Here is a 19,320-nt window from a genome sequence, read left to right on the forward strand (position 1 = left end):
AAATTGCATCACGCACCACCGACAGACTCGGCATCGACGGCAAGACAGTCTGGACGGCAGCGCGACGCGTCCACCCGGGTACGGCATAGTGAACGTCGTGCCAGATCTGAATTTTCACACGTACGGGCCTGCCGACGGCCCCGAGATTCTCGCGGTTCACGGAATGACCGGTCACGGAGCCCGCTGGGCCGACCTGGCGGACAACCATCTACCCGAGGCGCGCATATACGCGCCCGATCTGATCGGTCACGGCCGTTCGCCGTGGACACCTCCGTGGGACATCACTGCTCAGGTCGATGGCCTGGCCGCACTGCTCGACGCCCATGCCCGCGGACCGGTCCTCGTCGTCGGACATTCCTACGGGGGCGCCATCGCAGTGCATCTCGCCCAGCGAAGACCTGAACTCGTGCGCGCACTCGTACTGCTCGACCCCGCAATCGGACTCGATCCGGCCGATCTGCTCGAGGTCGCGGAACTGACTGCGAAGTACCCGGATTACACCGATGCCGCCGAAGCGAAATCCGAGAAGGTCAACGGGGCCTGGGCCGATGTCCCGCCGGAACTGCTCGACCGCGAAGTCGACGCCCATCTCGTCGCCGCGGACAACGGCCGGGTCCGGTGGCGTATGTCCACGGCCGCGATCGTCGCATCGTGGGGTGAGCTGGCGCGTCCGATCGTGGTACCTCCGGCCGACACGCCCACCGTCGTCGTGCAGGCGGAGAGGGTTCAGCCGCCGTACGTGAGCGAGAAGTTCAAGACCGCGCTGCGAGAGCAACTCGGTTCGAGTCTCACTGTCGTCGAGCTGGACTGCGATCACATGGTCCCGCAAGCCAAGCCCGCCGATGTCGCAGCGCTGGTGCGTGAGCTTCTGTAGATGGCGGCGATCACCGAAGTCCAGATCGAGAGGGTGCGGTCGCTGGTCGCGTCGGTACCTGCCGAGCTGTCCAGCCCCCGAACGGTCGGCGCGATCATGCGCATGGACTCCGCGGATCTTCCCTGGCATCGGGTGCTCTCCGCGAGCGGGAAGCCCGCTCCGCACCTCGCGGAACGGCAGCTCGCCAAGCTTCGAGAGGAGGGCGTGACCGTCCGCGACGGTCGCGTCGATCTGCGCCTCGTTCGGTTCACCTTTTCGTGACCTGGCCGTACCCGCCCACGGCCACCTACTAGGGTTCCGGGTATGGACCTGGGACAGTTCGATCCGCGTGCGACGGCACCGTATGCCCTGTCGAAAGCGAGCCCGTTCGTCGCCTCGGCCGGTCTCGTCGTCGACGACGTTTCCGGTGTCCGCGTCGTCGGTCACATCGAGTTGGGCCCCGACCACTTCACCCCGTGGGGCGTCGTGCACGGCGGTGTCTACACGACGGCGGTCGAGACCGCGGCGAGCATCGGCGCCAGCGAAGCAGTCAAAGACCGAGGGGAATTCGCGGTCGGCGTGCACAACGGAACCGATTTTCTTCGAGCGAGCAAAGGTGGACGAGTCGACGTCGTTGCCGAGCCACTGCAACAGGGCCGCGTCCAGCAACTGTGGCTGGTGACTATCACGGCCTCCGACAGCGGCAAGACCATCGCGCGTGGTCAGGTGCGGTTGCAGAACGTACCACTGCCGCCGCGGTGATGACCGACGACGCTGTAACCGTCGACGCTGTGATCCTTGCCGGCGGAACCGCGCGCAGAATGGGTGGATTGGACAAGCCCGGCCTCACGGTCGGTGGAGTTAGCCTGGTTCAGCGCGCGATCGATGCCGCGTCGAGCTGTCGACACATCGTGGTGGTCGGGCCGCACCGCGCCGAGCTCGAGACGTACGTGAAACAGGTGCGCGAGGACCCAGCGGGCGGAGGTCCGGTCGCTGCCATAGCCGCCGGTCTGGCTGCTCTCGGTCCGGACGTCGGGGACGTCGTTCTCGTGCTCGCTGCCGATGTCCCCTTCGTCGGGACCTCCACTGTTGCAAAGCTTGTACGTGCCGCAGCACAGCAGTCCGCCGCGTTCGTCGTCGACGAGGCCGGCCGGACACAGTATCTGCTCGGCGCGTGGCAACGCCGAACCCTTGTCGAGGCCGTCACTGGACTCGATACCGTCCACAACGCCCCCCTGCGGGTGTTGGTCCCCACCGATCACGGTGAAATCAGGGTCGACGGCGTCGGCGACTGCGACACCGTCGAGGATCTCCGGCGGGCGCGGCTGCGAGCGGCTGCGGAGAACCCGCGAACTGCCGCAATCGACTTCGATCGAGTCCGCGCCGTCCTCGACAGCGGCCTGGCCCCGCTGCCACCCCGACCCATAGCGGTCAACGATGCAGTGGGTTGCGTTCTCGCGCAACCACTTTCCGCTGCCGCAGCGCTTCCACAAGTGGACATTTCGGCGATGGACGGTTACGCCGTGTCCGGCGAAGCGCCGTGGACGCTGCGCGCGGATGTGGCCTATGCCGGCACATCCGATCTTCCCGCTCTGCTCGCGGGTGAAGCCGTCCGGATCGCCACCGGCGCCGCGGTACCCGTCGGGGCGACGGCTGTGGTGCGTGATGAGTTCGTCGAGCATTTCGACGGCGAACTGACATTACGGAAGGGCGCACCCGCGCGGGACGATCGCCGACGAGTGGGGGAAGACTGGCACGTGGGAGCGCTGCTCGTTCCGGCGGGCACAGTGGTCTCCGAGGCAGTGATGTCCGTCGCACTGAGCGCGGAGGTAACCGAGTTGACCGTTCGCGGGCCCGTTCGTGCGCGAATTCTGTCGAGTGGCAGTGAGATTCGTGTCAACGGCCCCCTTCACCCTGGGCAGACCAGGGACACGATCGGTCCCGTCATTCCCGCTTACCTCCGCGCCTGCGGCATCGACGTAGTCGGGTCCGCACACCTCGAGGATTCACCGAGCGCTTTCGACGACGCACTGATCGACCCGGGTGATGCGGACATGCTGATCGTCATCGGGGCGACGGGCGGCGGCGCCGCTGACCGACTGCGGACCGCGCTGATCTCAGCGGATGCGCATGTCCTGATCGATCGAGTTGCTGTCCGTCCCGGTGGGTCGCAAATCGCCGCGGTGCTTCCGTCCGGGGTCGTCGTTCTGGGACTGCCGGGCAACCCCCTGGCCGCCATCATCACCACGATGACGACGGGCGCCGCGATCGCCGACGCCCTGACCGTCCGCCACCGGGCGCCGAGCCATCTCGGCCGCGTGTCCAACGCTGACGCCGTGCGTTCATCGGTCACACGGATCGTTCCGGTCACCAGTCAGGGCATGGTGTGGCTGGCCGAATCGCACCTGCGGACCGCGCATCTGCTGCAGATCGCATTCCACGAAGCGTTGGCCGTGGTGCCTCCGGACGTCACATCCGATATGCCGGTAGAACTGATCTTCCTACCGTAGCCAACTGCCGGCTGCCCTCCAGGTATCGATCAGCGACGAGGTCGATGATCGCCGGATGAACACCGAGAGGATCGGCAACGCCGTCGGCTCCCGCATCGGCGAGGCGATTGTGAAAAAGCCCGCGCGCCAGCAGATACGACGCCACGAATACCCTCGTGTGGCCGCTGGCCCGCAGCGTCGAAACCGCCTCGGCGACCGTCGGGGTGGCAGTGGCGACGTAACCGATGCGCACTGGCGCCTGCGTGCGGTCGGCGAGCATGGACGCAGCTCGGCGGTGTTCCAGAAGCGCCCTGCGATCGGACGAGCCGGCAGCGGCGAGCACTACTGCCTCACCCGGTTGCCACCCCGCGTCGCGAAGCCGGGCAAACATCACCTCGGCGAGCACGGGATCCGGCCCCAGCGCCCTTGTCACCACCACGTTTCCATGGTTGCTCTCGGCGATTTCACGCGGGACGTCGGTGTGGACGTGGTAGCCGGACGCGAGAAACGCGGGTACGACGACAGCAGGTTCGGACAGTTCCCGGAGCACCTCCGACGGCGACGGGCCCAGGACATCCACGAAGGCAACACGGGTGGTGCCCACTTGCCGAGCCAGTACCTCGGCCATGTCGGCCACCATCTGAACACCACGGGCATTGCGCGTGCCGTGCGCAACGAGGACAAGGACTGGATCTGCGGTCGTGCCATCGACGGACATTTCAGTACTTTCCTTCCGAGACAACGGTAGGCACCTTCGAGTAGGTCTCCACACCGAACGGATCCGCAACCCCGGTCGGTTCCGAAATCGGCGCATCGGGCTCCATGGCCAGCCGGTAGCCGCGCTTGACGACCGTCTGAACGATTTTGGGCGCGCCGAGCGAGGATCGAAGTCGAGTCATAGCGGTCTCCACTGCGTGCGTGTCATCACCGCCACCGGGCAGCGCGGCGAGGAGCTCATCCCTCGACACCACGCGCCCCGGCCTATAGGCCAGAGTCTTGATCAAGGCCATCCCTGCTGGCGATACCGGCCGTACCTCACCATCGACGACGACGCATCGGCTGCGGACACTGAGTGCGTGTCCCCCGGCGTCCACCGGCATCGATCGCCGCGGCAGCTCCTCGGCGATGTGGCGCGCAAGAGCACCGAGCCGGGCCCGATCCGGTTGCGTGGTACACACTTTCATCTGTTCCAACGGCGCCGCCGTAACGGGACCGACGCACACGGGCAGCACACGGGTACGCATCGAATGAAGGAGCGGCTCGAGCACACCGTTCTCGTCGGCCCGCATGAGCAGCGAAGCCACGGCAGGCGCGCTGGTGAAACTGACAGCGTCGAGATCCCCGAGAACCACCGCCTCGATCATGCGGTCCATCGGACTACTGTCGTCCGGCGCCGTCCACCGGTACACGGGAACCGGAACGACGTCAGCTCCGGCGTCGCGCAGCGCCTCACAGAAGTCGGGCATCGGCTCCCACTCCGTTGTCGCCCCGTGCAATTGCACAGCGATACGGGTTCCCTTCACGCCCTCGCGCAGCAGGTGTTCGAGGACCTCCGCAGAGGACTCCGACACCGGACTCCACTCCTCGCGCAGATCGGCGGCACGAATGGCACCCTTCGCCTTGGGCCCACGCGCAAGCAAGCGGGACGTGGCCAACGCGCGGCCGAGACTCTCGGCGCGACCCCACCCCTCAGCTGCCTCCATCCAACCGCGGAAGCCAATTCCCGTTGTTGCAACCGTGATCTCAGGAGGATTGTCGATGATGCTCGACGTCACGCGCTCCAACTCGGCATCGTCGGCGAGCGGAATGATTCGAATCGCAGGGGCGTGCATCACCGACGCGCCGCGCCGAACCAGTAGCGTCGCCAACTCCTCAGCCCTGCGCGACGCCGTGATCCCGACAGCGAACCCAGCGAGCGGCTCCGCTCCGGCTTCCAAGATCATGTCGATTGGCCGCGCACGAAGATCACGCCATCGACGACGGACGTTTCGAACGAGCCGAGCCCTACTGTGTCATCGTCCAAGCATCGACCGTCGACCAGCGAGAACACCTGCTTGAGCAGCGGCGACGCTACCGTAGGCTCGCCAGCACGGTCCCCGACCAAACCACGCGACATGACCGCGGCGCGTCCGAACGGATCGATGTTGCCGACCGCACGCAGCCCACCATCGGCCAGTAGAAACAGCGCAACCTGTGTGCCGCCACGAAGCAGAACAGCGACACCTCTACCCGGAACCAAGGCATCCAGGGCACATGCAGCGGTCCACCCCTCAGCGGTTCGAGGAACCGTGTTGGTTCGAGAATCGGTGTTGGTTCCAGAATCGATGACAGTCATCACGTACCTCCTTGTGCTATTGCACGTTGCCGATGTTTCTTCGTCGTTAAATAGCGATTACCCGGGTGTGCACATGTCTCGATAGTCGCGATAGTCGTGATCGGCTCAGCTCGACTAGCCGCCGAACGTCGGCATTCCCATGAGGACGGGCACCTTGCGGGCCCCGCTTTCGTCGAACGCAACCGTCGGGTCCGGTTCCTCCGGTGCGTTGACGAACGAGACGAACCGCCCCAGCTTCTCCTCGTCCTCGAGCACGCCCGCCCACTCGTCCCGATACCCCGCGACGTGGCGGGCCATGTCCGCTTCCAGCTCCGCACCGATACCCAGGCTGTCTTCACAGACCACCGCCTTGAGATGCTCGAGACCGCCGTCGAGAGAGTCGAGCCACGGCGCGGTGCGCTGCAACCGGTCGGCGGTGCGGACGTAGAACATCAGGTACCTGTCTATGTAGCTGACCAGGGTCGCATCATCGAGGTTCGAAGCCAGCAGCTGCGCGTGCTTGGGCGATTGGCCGCCATTGCCTGCCACGTACAGGTTCCAGCCGCCCTCGGTGGCGATGACCCCGACATCCTTGCCGCGAGCCTCGGCACATTCGCGAGCGCACCCGGAGACACCGAATTTGATCTTGTGCGGCGAACGCAATCCCCGGTATCGGTTCTCGAGATCGACGGCCATACCTACCGAGTCCTGAACGCCGTACCGGCACCAACTCGATCCCACACAGCTTTTCACCGTCCGCAGGGATTTTCCGTAGGCCTGACCAGACTCCATACCGGCATCGACCAAGCGCTTCCAGATCGCCGGCAGCTGCTCGACGCGTGCGCCGAACATGTCGATCCGTTGGCCTCCCGTCACCTTGGTGTACAGACCGAAATCGCGCGCAACCTCACCGATCACGATGAGCTGCTCGGGTGTGCATTCGCCGCCAGGCATACGCGGCACCACCGAATACGTGCCGTTCTTCTGGATGTTCGCCAAGAAGTGGTCGTTGGTGTCCTGCAGCGAGGCCTGCTCACCGTCGAGAATGTGGTCCGAGGAAGTCGACGCCAGGATCGAGGCCACCACAGGCTTGCAGATGTCACAGCCGGTTCCCGTGCCGTACTTGGCAATGAGCGAAGAGAACGTGCGCGTATTCGTGGCCCGCACGATCTCGTACAGCTCGGCGCGCGACTGACCGAAGTGCTCACACAGAGCCTTCGACATCACGACACCGGACGCTGCGAGAAGTTGCTTGATCGACGGTAGGCAACCACCACAGGTCGTGCCCGCCGACGTGCAACTCTTCACGGCAGCGACGTCGCCGGCACCATCGGCGATGGCCCCGCAGATCGCACCCTTGGTGACTCCGTTGCACGAGCAGATCTCTGCCTCGTCGGGCAAAGCTCCCATGCCGACCTGTTCGGCTGCCGGCGAGATCAACGAACCCGGATCCCCCGGCAGCTCACGCCCGACCAATGGTCGCAGGAGAGAGTACGCACTCGCGTCGCCCACGAGAATGCCGCCGAGGAGCGTCTTTGCATCGTCGGATACGACCAGTTTGGAGTAAGTGCCCTTGGGCGCGTCGCTGAAGACCACCTCGAGCGCACCCGGTGTCGCGGCCATCGCGTCGCCGAAGCTGGCGACATCGACTCCCATGAGCTTGAGCTTGGTGGACATGTCCGCTCCGGGGAACTCCGCGGCGCCGCCCAGCAGGCGATCCGCGACGACCTCGGCCGTGGAGTAGCCGGGAGCGACCAATCCGTAGCAGCGCCCCTCCACGGCAGCACATTCACCGATGGCGTAGACGGCGGGATCGGCTGTACGACAACCGGTATCGACCATGACTCCACCGCGCTCGCCGACCTCGAGACCACAATCTCGGGCCAGCTGATCCTGCGGACGAACACCGGCGGAGAACACCAGCAACGCGGCATCGATGACGCTGCCGTCCGACAGTTCGACGGTCAGTCCGGCGCCGTCGGGCTTCTCGGTGATCGACGAGGTGCCCACTCCGACGTGGACGTCGAGACCGAGTTCGGTGACCAGGCGGGCCAGCAGAGCTCCGCCGCCCTCGTCGACCTGCAACGGCATGAGCCGGGGCGCGAATTCGACGACATGCGGTGTCATGCCCAGCTTCTTCAGCGCGTTCGCCGCTTCGAGACCGAGTAGCCCGCCCCCTACTACGACTCCGACTGCACCCGGTCCCGCCGCCTCGGCACGCGCCCTGATCCGGTCGAGGTCATCGAGCGTCCGGTAGACGAAACACCCGTCGAGATCGTGACCGGTGATCGGCGGTACGAATGGGTAGGAACCGGTGGCGAACACCAGAGCGTCGTAATCGACGATCTCGCCGGTGGAGGTCGTCACCGTCCTCGCGGTGCGATCGACACTGTCCGCGCGAACTCCGAGGCGCATGTCGACCACCGTGTCACCGGGGTAGTCGTTGCCTGCGAGCGCGAGTTCCTTGTGATCCCAGGCGCCCACGTATGAGGACAACCCCACGCGGTCGTACGCCGGTAGTGCTTCCTCGCAGAGCACCGTGACTTTCCAGTCACCAGAGTCGTCACGTGCGCGCAACGCCTCGACGAACCGGTGTCCGACCATGCCGTGTCCTATTACCACCGCGTTCTTCACGTGGGGTCCTTTCCGAAGTACTTTGGTCGAGATGTTTCGCGAGCGGTCGTATCAGACCGAGCGGCCGGCCGGAGCGGCGTTCGAATCTGCGCCGCTTTGCTTGCGGAGGTAGACCGCCCAGGTGAGGAAGCAGCACACCACGTAGAAGATCAGGAAGACCCAGAATGCAGTCGTGGCCGACTTCGCTTCACCCGAATACGAAGCGCGGAGAACGAGATTGATCCCTACTCCACCCAGTGCACCGACGGCACCAGCGATTCCGATGAGTGCGCCCGACATCCGACGAGACCAGTGCTGCTGTTCGTCGACCGTCATGCCCTTCAGCTCGACCGACTTCGCTGCGAAGATCGCCGGGATCATCTTGTAAACCGAGCCGTTACCGATTCCCGAGAGCAGGAAAAGCAGGATGAAGCCCACGACGAAGAGAACCATCATCGTTCCGGTTGCCGCGCCTGCCGTGTTGTCGTGCCAAGTACCGGCCACGACGAGCAGCCCCGTGGAGAACACCATCGCCACGAACGTGTAGAGCGTGATCTTGCCGCCGCCGATCTTGTCGGCGAGCTTGCCGCCGTAGGGACGAGAGATGGAGCCGAGCAGTGGTCCGATGAAGGCGATTTGAGCGGCGCTCAGCGATGCCTGCGCCTGCTGAGCTGGGGTTGCAGGTGCACCGTCGGTCAATCCGGCCAGGAAGTTGATCTGCAGTACCTGCCCGAATGCAAAGCTGAAGCCGATGAACGATCCGAATGTGCCGATGTAGAGGAATGCGATCCACCACGAGTCCGCGAACTTCATGACGTCGATCATCGAGCGCCCGTTGGTCTTCTGGTTGTCGAGATTGTCCATGTACAACGCAGCACCGACAGCGGCGGCGGCGATGAGGACGAGGTATATGGCGCAGACGATTTCGGGTGCAGTGTTGCCGACAGTAGCGATGACGAGCAGACCGATGAGCTGGATGACCGGCACACCGATGTTTCCGCCACCTGCGTTGAGCCCCAGAGCCCAACCCTTCTCACGCTGGGGGTAGAAGGCGTTGATGTTGGTCATCGACGAGGCGAAGTTTCCACCACCGAGCCCGGCAAAGGCGGCGATGATGATGTAGGTCGTGTACGAAGCGGGATTGAGCATGAAGTACATGGTCAGCACCGTGGGAACGAGCAGAACCAATGCGCTGAAGATCGTCCAGTTGCGACCGCCGAACTTGGCGGTGGCGAACGTGTACGGGATTCGCAGTATCGCGCCTACCAGGGTCGGTACCGCGACGAGGAAGAACTTGCCCGCTGCATCGATGCCGTACACGGAGAGGGGCATGAACAGCACCATCACCGACCAAATGGACCAGATGGAGAATCCGACATGCTCCGCGATGACGGACCAGATCAGGTTGCGCTTGGCGATGTGCTTCCCGCCGGCTTCCCAGGCGTCGATGTCCTCGGAATCCCAATGGCGGATGTGGTGGTTGACCGAAACGGGGACGGTTCCCGGCTTCGGGCGTTGAGTCGAGGACGTATCGGTTGATGGAGCCTCGGGGCTACTTGTCACGTTGGGCCTCCTGATCACGTGGGAGACCCAAAGATAGAAAAGCCATGTTGCGCAGGCGCTGCCTGCGATGACCTGCTGATTAACTTGGTCTCACCTCACCCGAACGCAGCGAGTGAGGCAATTCTCGAGATCGCTGCGCGGGATGTGAGGTCCTCACCAGGTGTCTTCGAGCATCCTCGGCTTGCAGCAGAAGTACCCCGCGACGAGCAACACGGCAACACATCCGGTCAGCATCAGCATGGGAACGGCCCAGCCTCCCGACAACGAGTGCACCAGACCGAACGACAGCGGTCCGGTGGCCGAGACCACGTAACCGAGTCCCTGGGTGAAGCCCGACAACCTCGAGGATCCGACGGGTGTGCGAGTACGCAGGTTGATCAGTGTCAACGACATCGGGAAGGTCAAGGTACCGAGACCGATGAGGCACACCCAGAAGGCGGTGCCCTCGGTCGGCGAAAAGTGAAGGCCGGAGAAGCCGCCGAGGTAGAACACTGCAGCACCGAGGACGAGGCCGTAAGGATTGTTCAGACGCGCACACAGGCTGGGTGCGACCAGGGAAGAGATCAGGCCCATCGCACCGAATGCTGCGACGGAGGCACCGGCGCGAGCCTCACCGATCCCAGCATCGGTGAGGATGGTCGGCAGCCATGTCAGCATCGCGTACGTAATGAATGACGTCATCGCGAACATCCCGGCCATTCCCCAGGCGAGCGACGAGCGGAAGATTTGCCCTTCGGGTGCGGCAGCGGCAACCGCAGTGTCACCGGCCCGGTCTGCGCTGCCGATGTCGAGGCCGGTCACGGCGAGAGCCCTCGTCCGCTTCGTTTCGTGCCGGTGCACCAGCACCACGCCGAGCCACGGCACTGCTGCGGCCAGCGCGACCAGGGCCCACACACCGATCGACACACGCCATCCGTACACATCGGCGACGGGTACCGCGAGCAGAGGCGGCACCATCGTGCTGATCTGCATCGCGCAGATATATATCGTGCTGACCACAGCGAGTCGTTCCGAGAAGTATCGCTTCACCAAGGGTGGGATGACGACGTTGCCGATACCCATCCCGACCAGCGCCACCGCGGACAGCAGGAGCAAACTCGCCGTGTCGGGTGCGAAGGCGCGCGACGCCATGCCCACCGTCGTCAGTGACATGGCGATCAACGCCGCGAGTTCGAGCCCGGTCCGCTTCGCGAGTATCGGCGTCAACAGACCGGACACGGCGAACATTGCCGGTGGCAGCATCCCGACCAAACCAACCACAGTGGACCCGAACTGCAGGTCGGCGCCGATTCGACCGAACAACGGGCTGATCGAGGTCACCGCAGCCCGCAGCGTCAACGCCGAAAGGACTATTGCAGCGAATACGAGAGCGCGCCCCCGCAGCACGCGGCGCGAATCGGCGCGATCCTCGGTCTCCGTTGCGGCAATGGTACTCACCGGCAAATCATAGGATGACCGGATCACCTGACGCAAAGCAGTAAAGTGGACGCGACACGCCACACGGACACCCGGGGAGATTCACACGTGCAGCAGGTTCAACGCTCCAGCCTCATCGCGCAGGTCACGGCGCAGTTACGCGAGCAGATCGTCACGAAGCAATGGCCGGTGGGTGCGCGCATCCCGACCGAAGCCGAACTGTGCGAACTGACCGGAACCGGTCGAAACACCGTCCGCGAAGCGGTGCAAGCGCTCGTACACGCTGGAATGGTCGAACGCAGGCAGGGTTCGGGAACATTCGTGATGGCCGCCTCGGACCTGGGTGGCACGCTCGGCAAGTACTTCGCCGACGCGCAGGATCGCGATGTGACCGAGCTTCGCCGCACCCTCGAGGTCACCGCCGCCACATTGGCTGCCGAACGGCGCGATGCCGAAGACATTCGCGCGCTCACCGAGGCCCTGGGCGACCGCAACAAGTCCTGGGCGAGCGACAGCGTAGACACTGCGGTGTCCGTCGACGCGCGATTTCACCGAGCCATCGTCGCGGCGAGCCACAACGCCATCTATTTGGAGTTCTACGATTCACTGCTGCCGATAATCGAGCAGACCATGCACCATCACGTGACCCTGCACGGACACGATTACGTCGACGAGCACGTGGCCCTCGTCGACGCCATCGTCAGCGGCGATGCCGACAAGGCCCGCGCCGCCGCGCTGACGTTCTTCGACGAACTCGGACATGACATCTGCTCCGGCGGACCGACGCAGACACCTTCAGAGCAATAGCCGCACGAGGTCGGCGGTGCGCGCCAATCCCGGAAACGCCTCCGGCGTCGATCGGGGATGCAATGCGTGTACGGCGAAGCGGAAAACCAGCGCACGAAGCAACATCTGCGGCCATTCGGGGAGATCCTCCCACCGCCCGATGAGTGCGTCGTCGGCACCGCCCCACGAGATCGCGTCGACGACACTCACTGCCGCAGCCCACGAAGCCGGACGCCAATACGGTGCGATGTCGGTGATCCCAGGCGCTGCATTACCGTCGAACAAGACCGTGCCGAAAAGGTCCCCGTGCACGAGCTGGTCGGGCGACTGAACCGGTTTACGCAGGCTGGACAACTGCTTGATCAGTTCGAGGCTCTGCTTCCCGTCACTCGAACTCACCTCAGGCGCCCCGGCCGCCCGAGCCGCGCGCAGCGGCGTCGCCTCCCACGCCGACCGATCCGCAGCGACGAAGACGTCTGCGTCCGTCCAGGGAGCGACGGGCGGACCTACCAAGAATCTTGGCTTGTCCAACTGAGCGGTGGCGGTATGCAGCCGGACGGACAGCGAGACCACCTCATCGTGACGGGGTTCCGGTGAACCGACGATGAAGGTATCCGCCCGCCAACTGCTGACCACGTAGCGCCCGTCGGTCGAGCGCACCGGCCGTGCCAACCGCACACCATCTACGGCCAGATTCTCGCGCACCTTGGCCGACCACGCGGCGCGCGCATGGTCGGCGACGGGCGAGAGGACGACGTCGCCGAGCCGCCACCCACCGTCCCAATCCGCGCCGAGCGGAATCGGGGGTACGTCGCGCAGCCCGAACGTGGAAATCACGTGTTGAGGGGGTTCCACTGAGCTCACTCTCTGCACGCTACCGCCGCACAGACGGTGCGGACGGCAGGCGCGCTAGTAAACCGGTAACGACGGATCCACCTGTCTCGCCCATGCGGCTATCCCGCCCCGTAGATGTACGGCGTCGGCAAAACCGGCACGCTTCACCGCCGCGAGCGCTTCCGCCGAACGAATGCCGGTTTTGCAGTACAGCACGAGACGACCGCTCTGCGGCAGCGAAGACAAGGCCTCACCCGACAGGATTTTCCCCTTTGGAACCAGCCTTGCACCCTCTATGTGGACGATGTCCCATTCGACAGGTTCACGCACGTCGATCAGTGCGAGTTCGTCCGACCCTTTCATCAAGTCCGCGAGCTCAGTCGGCGTGATCGCGGAATCGGCGGCTGCAGCTGCGGCATCCTCGCTGACGACGCCGCAGAACTCGTCGTAGTCGATCAACTCGGTGACGGGTACACGAGCGGGGTCACGTTGGACCCGAATGGTCCGGTACGACATGGCCAACGCGTCGTAGATCATGAGCCGGCCGAGCAACGTTTCTCCGATGCCGGTAATCAACTTGATCGCCTCGGTCACCATGACCGAACCGACGGAAGCACACAGCACACCGAGTACGCCGCCTTCGGCGCAGGAGGGCACCATTCCCGGGGGTGGTGGCTCCGGGTACAGATCACGGTAGTTCAGACCACGCCCACCGGGTGCGTTCTCCCAGAAGACCGACACCTGACCCTCGAACCGATAGATCGAGCCCCACACGTAGGGCTTGCCGGCCAGGATCGCGGCGTCGTTGACGAGGTAGCGAGTGGCGAAGTTGTCGGTGCCGTCCAGAATCAGGTCGTATTGCTCGAACAACTGCACTGCATTGGCCGAGTCCAACCGGTACTCGTGGAGCCTGACCTCGACGCCATCGTTGATCTCTCTGATCGAATCCCGCGCACTCGCAGCCTTCGATCGGCCCACATCCGATTGTCCGTGGATGACCTGCCGCTGCAGATTCGACAGCTCCACCTCGTCGAACTCGACGATCCCCAACGTGCCGACGCCCGCCGCAGCCAGGTACAGCAGCGCCGGGGATCCGAGACCGCCCGCGCCGATCACGAGCACCCGAGCCGAACGCAACCGGCGTTGTCCGATCGTTCCGACATCGGGAATGATCAGGTGCCGGCTATAGCGCGCGACATCGTCGAAGGTCAGCTCGACCGACGGTTCGACCAGGGGGGGCAACAGCGTCATTTACTCCTCCACTCCTCAGCCCCGCGGGTGCGGCCACGGATTGAATCGGCACGTCTTCCCGTCCATCGGCACCACACCCTCCGGGTCGAGTCGCGCGATGTCGTCGTTGGCGGTGCCGAATGTCTGCTGCATCATCACCGGCGCGAGTCCGCCCTCGGTTTCGCACGGCTGGTGTTGCTGGTAGCCGATCGCATGACCCACCTCGTGATTGATCTGATACTGCCGGTACGAGCCGATGTCACCCTGGAACGCGATCGCTCCGCGGACCCATCGTGGCTCGTTCAGTACAACTCTGCCGATTCCGGGGTTGTAGCACGACACCTCGAGCTGAATGTCGTATCCGCAGGCAGGGCGAATGCTCAACTGGGACGTCAGCGATATCCGAAAATCCGGCTCACCCTGATCGATCCGCCGAAATGCGAAGCGCGGGTCGTTGGTCCAGCTCTTCGGATTGCTCAGCGTCTGATCGACCAACCGCGCGAACGACTCGTCGCCGCCGAATCCGGCAGTGTCGACGCCGTCCTCCACTTCGACCGTGTACGAGAAGACTCGCTCGGTACCCTGACCTACTTGCTCGGTGAAGCCGGGAACGATGTGCCACGTCCCTGCACCTTCGACGGCGAACGGACCGCCGTCCGGCAGTTGACCCGACGGTATGGACTCTGCGAAGTTCCCGTCGGCTGCAGGCGGGACACCGATGACGCCCGTGGTATCGGTGGTGTCGGAGCTGAGGGCACCGAATCCTGGATCGGCGGGCTGGCCGTTTCCGGAGGTCGCGGTGGTCATCGGATCTCCGGTCTTGACCGCATCGAACACCACGAGAGTGGTCACCACGAGCAGAACTGGAATCGCGTACGCGCGCCACCCGTACACCGAGGCGAACTTCCCCAGTTTCGACTGCTTCTTGGCCCGCCGATCCGGCCGAGTGTTGCGAGGCCGGTGCGGCTCGTTGCGAGCCGTCGGATCCCACTGCGCTCGCAGGGGCTGGTGCGAGCCTCGTCCCCCGTGCCGAGCGTCGTCGACGTCGGCATCTGCCCACGCCCGTCCGCCGCGCTGCGGCCCGCCTCGGTCAGTCACCCCGCCAGAATCTCACAGACGAACACGTACGCCGATCGCCGCGCCGATGTTTGTCTGTTCCAACAACGTCCCGTCGGTGACAACGGGAAAAACCGACAGGTCGGTCGGCGTGCCGGCCCTGCTCACCGCGACCGAGCCCACCGCCATCCCAACCGCTCGGGCCATGGCGGGTATCGTTGCGTTTTGATCTGCGCTACGGAAATCGCCCACCTGACAAGAGGTGGGGGCGTCCAACACGGGTGCAGTGACGATGCGGATGGGAACAACCACAATGACAGAACTCGCGGATCGGATGTCTTCGGATCGTCCGACCTCCCCTGCAGGCCGTCGAAGTGCGCGGCTGCCCCGCGATGCCAGGCGGGCGCAACTGCTCGCCGCGGCCAGCGAGGTCTTCGTGACCCGCGGCTATCACGCGTCGGGGATGGACGAGATAGCCGAATGCGCCGGCGTCAGCAAGCCGGTTCTGTACCAGCACTTCCCCGGGAAGCTCGAGCTCTACCTCGCGGTTCTGCAGAGTTATGTCGACACCTTGATCGCCGGCGTACGGCAAGCACTCCGGTCCACGACCGACAACCGCAAGCGCGTCCGAGCGGCGGTGCTCGCGTTCTACGACTTCGTCGACACCGACACTCAGGGATTCCGTCTCGTATTCGAGTCGGACCTCATGGGCGATCCCCAGGTGAACGCGCGCGTCGAGCAGGCAACCGAAGCGTGCGTGGACGCCGTGTTCGACCTCGTCGCTCACGATTCCGGCCTGGATCCCTACCGGGCGCGAGTGCTGGCAGTCGGTCTGGTCGGCGCCAGCCAGTTCACCGCCCGGTATTGGCTCGAGGCGGACCGGCCCATCTCGAAGGAAGACGCCGTCGACACGACCGTGTCGTTGGCCTGGGGCGGCCTGTCTCACGTCCCCCTCCAGGCGCCCTGACAGGCGCACCACGTGTCACGAAAAAGTCCGCGTATCGAATGCGATACGCGGACTTTTTCGTGTCGGTGGCCAGCAGCACCTGACCGCCGGCCTCGCCTCTAGCTGGGTGCGAAACCGACCTTGCGAGCGTCAGCGGGGCTGATCTCGACGTATGCCACCTTCGCCGACTGCACGAGGTATTTGCGTCCCTTGTCGTCGACGAGTGCGAGCACATCCTTCTTGCCAGCGAGAGCGTCGGCGACGAGCGCCTCGACCTCGGACGGCGACTGGTCGCTGTTCACCACGAGCTCGCGCGAGCTTTCCGACACACCGATCTTGACCTCCACGGCCAACCTCCGAACTCATAGACAACTTCAGCTGCTCCGCCCAGGCTAGTGCAGTCCGGGGTCGGGAGGCTCATCCCGCCGCTGTGCTGTCAGCGAACACTCTCGCCGGGTGCAGACCACCGGCCCGCGATTCAGACGAGACCGAGGACACGCATGCGCTCGGCGTGCTGCTCCTGCATCCGGTCGAACAGTGCGGCTACCCCGTTCAGATCGCCGGACGCAGTGATGACCAGGTCGGTCAGGCTCTCCCTCTGGGCCAGAACGTACTGCGCCTGCGTGATCGCCTCACCGAGCAGCCGCCGACCCCACAGCATCAACCGCGCCTTGTCCTGGGAGCTCGCCTGCACACGGGTGAGCACCTCGTGGACGACGAACTCGGAATGCCCGGTTTCGGCCAGCACCTCGCGCACGGTCGACGCGACCGCGGGGTCCAACGTGTGCGCGATCTCGCGGTAGAAGTCGGCAGCGAGTCCGTCGCCCACGTGGGCCTTGACAAGGACCTCGAGCCAGGTCGAGGGGTTCGTCGACGCGTGATAGTCATCGAGCGCGCGCACGAACGGATCCATCGCCGCGTACACCTCGACACCGCGGTCGGACAGCGCCTCTACCAAGGATTCGAAATGGCTCATCTCGGCTGCAGCCATGCTGGCCAAAGCGACGCGGCCCCGCATGGACGGAGCCATCCGAGCGTCCTCTGCGAGTCGGTAGAAAGCCGAGATCTCTCCGTAGGCGAGCACGGCGTACAGCTCCGAGACCCCCGGGTGATCGAACGCTATCCGCACCTCCGCAGCGGTGTCGGCCGGAGATGCTTCGTCGGTGATCGATTCAGGCGAGTGGGCTCCCATGCGGTCGATCGTAGTCGTGCGCCGCCGCTCCCCGCGCGGCCCGCGTACACACGCGGCTTCGACCTCCGACCCGGCCCACTCGACCAGCACGTCCCGCCTCGATGGGTGGTTTGAGTGCTCCGCGAGCTATCATGGTGGCGGATCCTCGCCCCGTGCCGATAACATGCACGATTTCCACGCGAGGGTCCCGCAATGTGTGCGCACCTGATTCGGGTCGCTACGACTGCTTCGCCCGTCGAGTTCTGCACAAGTTCCTCCGACACGGCTGAGGCTCGACGCGACATCACATCGGATCGAGGGCATCGACTTCGGCCGGCAATAGGCCTGTGCCCTTCCTTGTGCGTGCGTGTGACCACGAGGAAGGCCAGAACACTGAGCAAAATCGTTATAGACCAAGAATCCGAGACCGGCGACACCACGTTGTCCGCCCAACTCGACGACACCCACGTTCCTCCGACATTCGCCGAGCTCGGCGTCCGCGAGGACATCGTCCGTTCGCTGACCGATATCGGCATCGAGCGGACGTTCGCGATCCAGGAGCTGACCCTTCCGCTGGCGCTCGCCGGCGACGATCTCATCGGTCAGGCACGTACCGGCATGGGAAAGACCTTCGGCTTCGGTGTCCCGCTCCTTCATCGCATCACCACCCCGGACTCCGGCACCACCCCGCTGGACGGCACGCCGCGCGCACTGATCATTGTTCCTACTCGGGAACTGTGCGTTCAGGTCAGCTCCGATCTGTCGAACGCGGCGAAGCACTTGAAGTCGAAGAACGGCCCCGTCGAGATTCTCTCGATCTATGGTGGGCGGCCGTACGAAAGCCAGATCAGCGCGTTGCAGAAGGGCGTCGACGTCGTAGTGGGCACTCCAGGTCGCCTGCTGGACCTGGCAAAGCAGGGTCATCTCATCCTGGGCAAGGTCGGCGTGCTCGTCCTCGACGAGGCCGACGAAATGCTCGACCTGGGGTTCCTGCCCGATATCGAGCGAATTCTCGGCATGGTGCCCGACAGGCGGCAGACCATGCTCTTCTCGGCGACGATGCCTGGCCCCATCATCACTCTGGCCCGCACGTTCCTCACGCAGCCCACGCACATTCGAGCCGAAGAGGCCGAGTCCTCGGCTGTGCACGACCGCACCGCGCAGCACATCTATCGTGCGCACGCCCTCGACAAAGTCGAAATGGTCTCGAAGGTGCTCCAGGCCAACGGTCGCGGCGCAACGATGATCTTCACTCGGACCAAACGCACCGCCCAGAAAGTCGCGGACGAGCTCCTCGAGCGGGGTTTCGCCGTCGGCGCAGTGCACGGTGACCTCGGGCAGATTCAGCGCGAGAAGGCGCTCGAGAAGTTCCGCACCGGTGGGATCGATGTTCTCGTCGCAACCGACGTCGCTGCCCGCGGTATCGACATCGACGACGTCACTCACGTCATCAACTACCAGTGCCCGGAGGACGAGAAGACCTTCGTGCACCGCATCGGGCGGACCGGTCGCGCCGGTCGAACCGGAATCGCAGTGACGCTCGTCGACTGGGACGATATCCCTCGCTGGCAGCTCATCGACAAGGCTCTCAACCTAGGCATCCCGGACCCGGTGGAGACGTATTCGAGCTCGCCGCACCTGTTCGAGGAACTCGACATACCGACCGATGTAGCCGGTTCGGTGAAAAAGGCTCCGGCACCGCGGTCGGCGAATTCCCGCGCCGACGCAGCGGAGCCCGCACCGACCGATCTGACGGCAGGCGCGCCGTCTGCCGATGCGGAGACCGCGGGCGAGCGCCCATCGAAGCCTCGCCGGGCACGTTCTCGTCGGCGTACCCGCGCGGGACAGTCGGCGGCTGCCGAATCGACCGGTGGGTCCTCGGACGTCGCAGCCGATCGCTCCGATACCGAGCCCAGGTCGGCCGGGTCTTCCGAGGCCGACGCCAGCGAGGACCGTTCCGAGGACGGTGCACCGCGGCGCCGACGTAGACGTCGGCGCTCCTCGGCATCGGCGTCGTCCAGCACGAGCGCAGCCGAGTAGTCTTCGTTC

General features: G+C 64.8%; 19 protein-coding genes. 7 read left to right on the forward strand and 12 right to left on the reverse strand.

Annotated elements, in window-relative coordinates; all coding sequences use genetic code 11:
* Positions 1–97 precede the first annotated feature (97 nt).
* The 4 genes from KVY23_RS11300 to KVY23_RS11315 are packed head-to-tail and all read left to right on the forward strand — an operon-like array spanning position 98 to position 3,363.
* The gene (locus tag KVY23_RS11300) at positions 98–874 is read left to right on the forward strand and encodes an alpha/beta fold hydrolase (protein WP_230556468.1); all 777 of its coding nucleotides are present in this window, start codon (positions 98–100) and stop codon (positions 872–874) included.
* Complete coding sequence (locus KVY23_RS11305; RefSeq protein WP_230556469.1) at positions 875–1,135, forward strand: MGMT family protein; 261 nt, start codon at positions 875–877, stop codon at positions 1,133–1,135.
* 42 nt (positions 1,136–1,177) lie between these two features.
* Complete coding sequence (locus KVY23_RS11310) at positions 1,178–1,615, forward strand: PaaI family thioesterase (RefSeq protein ID WP_230556470.1); 438 nt, start codon at positions 1,178–1,180, stop codon at positions 1,613–1,615.
* Positions 1,615–3,363 carry an NTP transferase domain-containing protein gene (locus tag KVY23_RS11315; protein ID WP_230556471.1) on the forward strand — a complete coding sequence of 583 codons (1,749 nt, stop codon included), beginning with the start codon at positions 1,615–1,617 and terminating at the stop codon, positions 3,361–3,363. The genes KVY23_RS11310 and KVY23_RS11315 overlap by 1 nt, the downstream gene beginning before the upstream one ends.
* Here the strand turns inward: KVY23_RS11315 and KVY23_RS11320 are convergent.
* The 6 genes from KVY23_RS11320 to KVY23_RS11345 form a co-directional block, all read right to left on the reverse strand.
* Complete coding sequence (locus tag KVY23_RS11320; RefSeq protein WP_230556472.1) at positions 3,323–4,060, reverse strand: sirohydrochlorin chelatase; 738 nt, start codon at positions 4,058–4,060, stop codon at positions 3,323–3,325. The two genes, KVY23_RS11315 and KVY23_RS11320, sit on opposite strands and share 41 nt — an antisense overlap.
* A gap of 1 nt (position 4,061) precedes the next feature.
* Positions 4,062–5,285, reverse strand: coding sequence for a uroporphyrinogen-III synthase (locus KVY23_RS11325; protein WP_230556473.1), 1,224 nt, complete (start codon positions 5,283–5,285; stop codon positions 4,062–4,064).
* On the reverse strand, positions 5,282–5,677 hold the full coding sequence (gene nirD, locus KVY23_RS11330) for a nitrite reductase small subunit NirD (RefSeq protein WP_075840190.1): 396 nt from the start codon (positions 5,675–5,677) through the stop codon (positions 5,282–5,284). The genes KVY23_RS11325 and nirD overlap by 4 nt, the downstream gene beginning before the upstream one ends.
* A gap of 114 nt (positions 5,678–5,791) precedes the next feature.
* Positions 5,792–8,290, reverse strand: a complete 2,499-nt coding sequence (gene nirB / locus KVY23_RS11335) for a nitrite reductase large subunit NirB (RefSeq protein ID WP_294637207.1) — start codon at positions 8,288–8,290, stop codon at positions 5,792–5,794.
* 51 nt (positions 8,291–8,341) lie between these two features.
* Entirely contained in the window at positions 8,342–9,742 is a 1,401-nt protein-coding gene (locus tag KVY23_RS11340) for a NarK/NasA family nitrate transporter (RefSeq protein ID WP_230556586.1), read from the reverse strand.
* 243 nt (positions 9,743–9,985) lie between these two features.
* Positions 9,986–11,269 carry a CynX/NimT family MFS transporter gene (locus KVY23_RS11345; protein ID WP_230556474.1) on the reverse strand — a complete coding sequence of 428 codons (1,284 nt, stop codon included), beginning with the start codon at positions 11,267–11,269 and terminating at the stop codon, positions 9,986–9,988.
* An 87-nt stretch (positions 11,270–11,356) separates the two neighbouring features.
* On the opposite strand from KVY23_RS11345, the gene KVY23_RS11350 reads away from it, so the two are divergent.
* Positions 11,357–12,055, forward strand: a complete 699-nt coding sequence (locus KVY23_RS11350) for a FadR/GntR family transcriptional regulator (protein ID WP_206511252.1) — start codon at positions 11,357–11,359, stop codon at positions 12,053–12,055.
* Here the strand turns inward: KVY23_RS11350 and KVY23_RS11355 are convergent.
* From KVY23_RS11355 to KVY23_RS11370, 4 genes are read right to left on the reverse strand one after another with little or no spacing between them, the layout of a single operon-like run.
* On the reverse strand, positions 12,044–12,898 hold the full coding sequence (locus KVY23_RS11355; RefSeq protein WP_230556475.1) for a TIGR02569 family protein: 855 nt from the start codon (positions 12,896–12,898) through the stop codon (positions 12,044–12,046). The two genes, KVY23_RS11350 and KVY23_RS11355, sit on opposite strands and share 12 nt — an antisense overlap.
* Before the next feature lie 45 nt (positions 12,899–12,943).
* Complete coding sequence (gene moeZ / locus KVY23_RS11360; protein WP_230556476.1) at positions 12,944–14,119, reverse strand: adenylyltransferase/sulfurtransferase MoeZ; 1,176 nt, start codon at positions 14,117–14,119, stop codon at positions 12,944–12,946.
* A 15-nt stretch (positions 14,120–14,134) separates the two neighbouring features.
* Positions 14,135–15,196: a DUF3152 domain-containing protein gene (locus KVY23_RS11365; RefSeq protein ID WP_230556477.1), complete on the reverse strand. Its 1,062-nt coding sequence runs from the start codon at positions 15,194–15,196 to the stop codon at positions 14,135–14,137.
* 12 nt (positions 15,197–15,208) lie between these two features.
* A complete protein-coding gene (locus KVY23_RS11370) occupies positions 15,209–15,361 on the reverse strand; it encodes a hypothetical protein (RefSeq protein WP_230556478.1) in 153 nt (50 codons plus the stop codon).
* Between the two features lie 106 nt (positions 15,362–15,467).
* Between KVY23_RS11370 and KVY23_RS11375 the strand changes: the two genes are divergently transcribed.
* Positions 15,468–16,121 (forward strand): TetR/AcrR family transcriptional regulator, encoded by a 654-nt coding sequence (locus KVY23_RS11375; protein WP_206511255.1) that lies wholly within the window; start codon positions 15,468–15,470, stop codon positions 16,119–16,121.
* A 98-nt stretch (positions 16,122–16,219) separates the two neighbouring features.
* On the opposite strand, the gene KVY23_RS11380 is transcribed toward KVY23_RS11375, so the two are convergent.
* Together KVY23_RS11380 and KVY23_RS11385 are read right to left on the reverse strand one after the other, a co-directional pair.
* The gene (locus KVY23_RS11380) at positions 16,220–16,447 is read right to left on the reverse strand and encodes a DUF3107 domain-containing protein (RefSeq protein ID WP_230556479.1); all 228 of its coding nucleotides are present in this window, start codon (positions 16,445–16,447) and stop codon (positions 16,220–16,222) included.
* Between the two features lie 131 nt (positions 16,448–16,578).
* Positions 16,579–17,292 carry a ferritin-like fold-containing protein gene (locus tag KVY23_RS11385; RefSeq protein ID WP_075839822.1) on the reverse strand — a complete coding sequence of 238 codons (714 nt, stop codon included), beginning with the start codon at positions 17,290–17,292 and terminating at the stop codon, positions 16,579–16,581.
* A 342-nt stretch (positions 17,293–17,634) separates the two neighbouring features.
* On the opposite strand from KVY23_RS11385, the gene KVY23_RS11390 reads away from it, so the two are divergent.
* On the forward strand, positions 17,635–19,311 hold the full coding sequence (locus KVY23_RS11390) for a DEAD/DEAH box helicase (protein ID WP_230556480.1): 1,677 nt from the start codon (positions 17,635–17,637) through the stop codon (positions 19,309–19,311).
* The last annotated feature ends 9 nt before the right edge of the window (positions 19,312–19,320 follow it).

Source organism: Rhodococcus sp. I2R, from assembly GCF_020889545.1.
Lineage (GTDB): Bacteria > Actinomycetota > Actinomycetes > Mycobacteriales > Mycobacteriaceae > Rhodococcoides.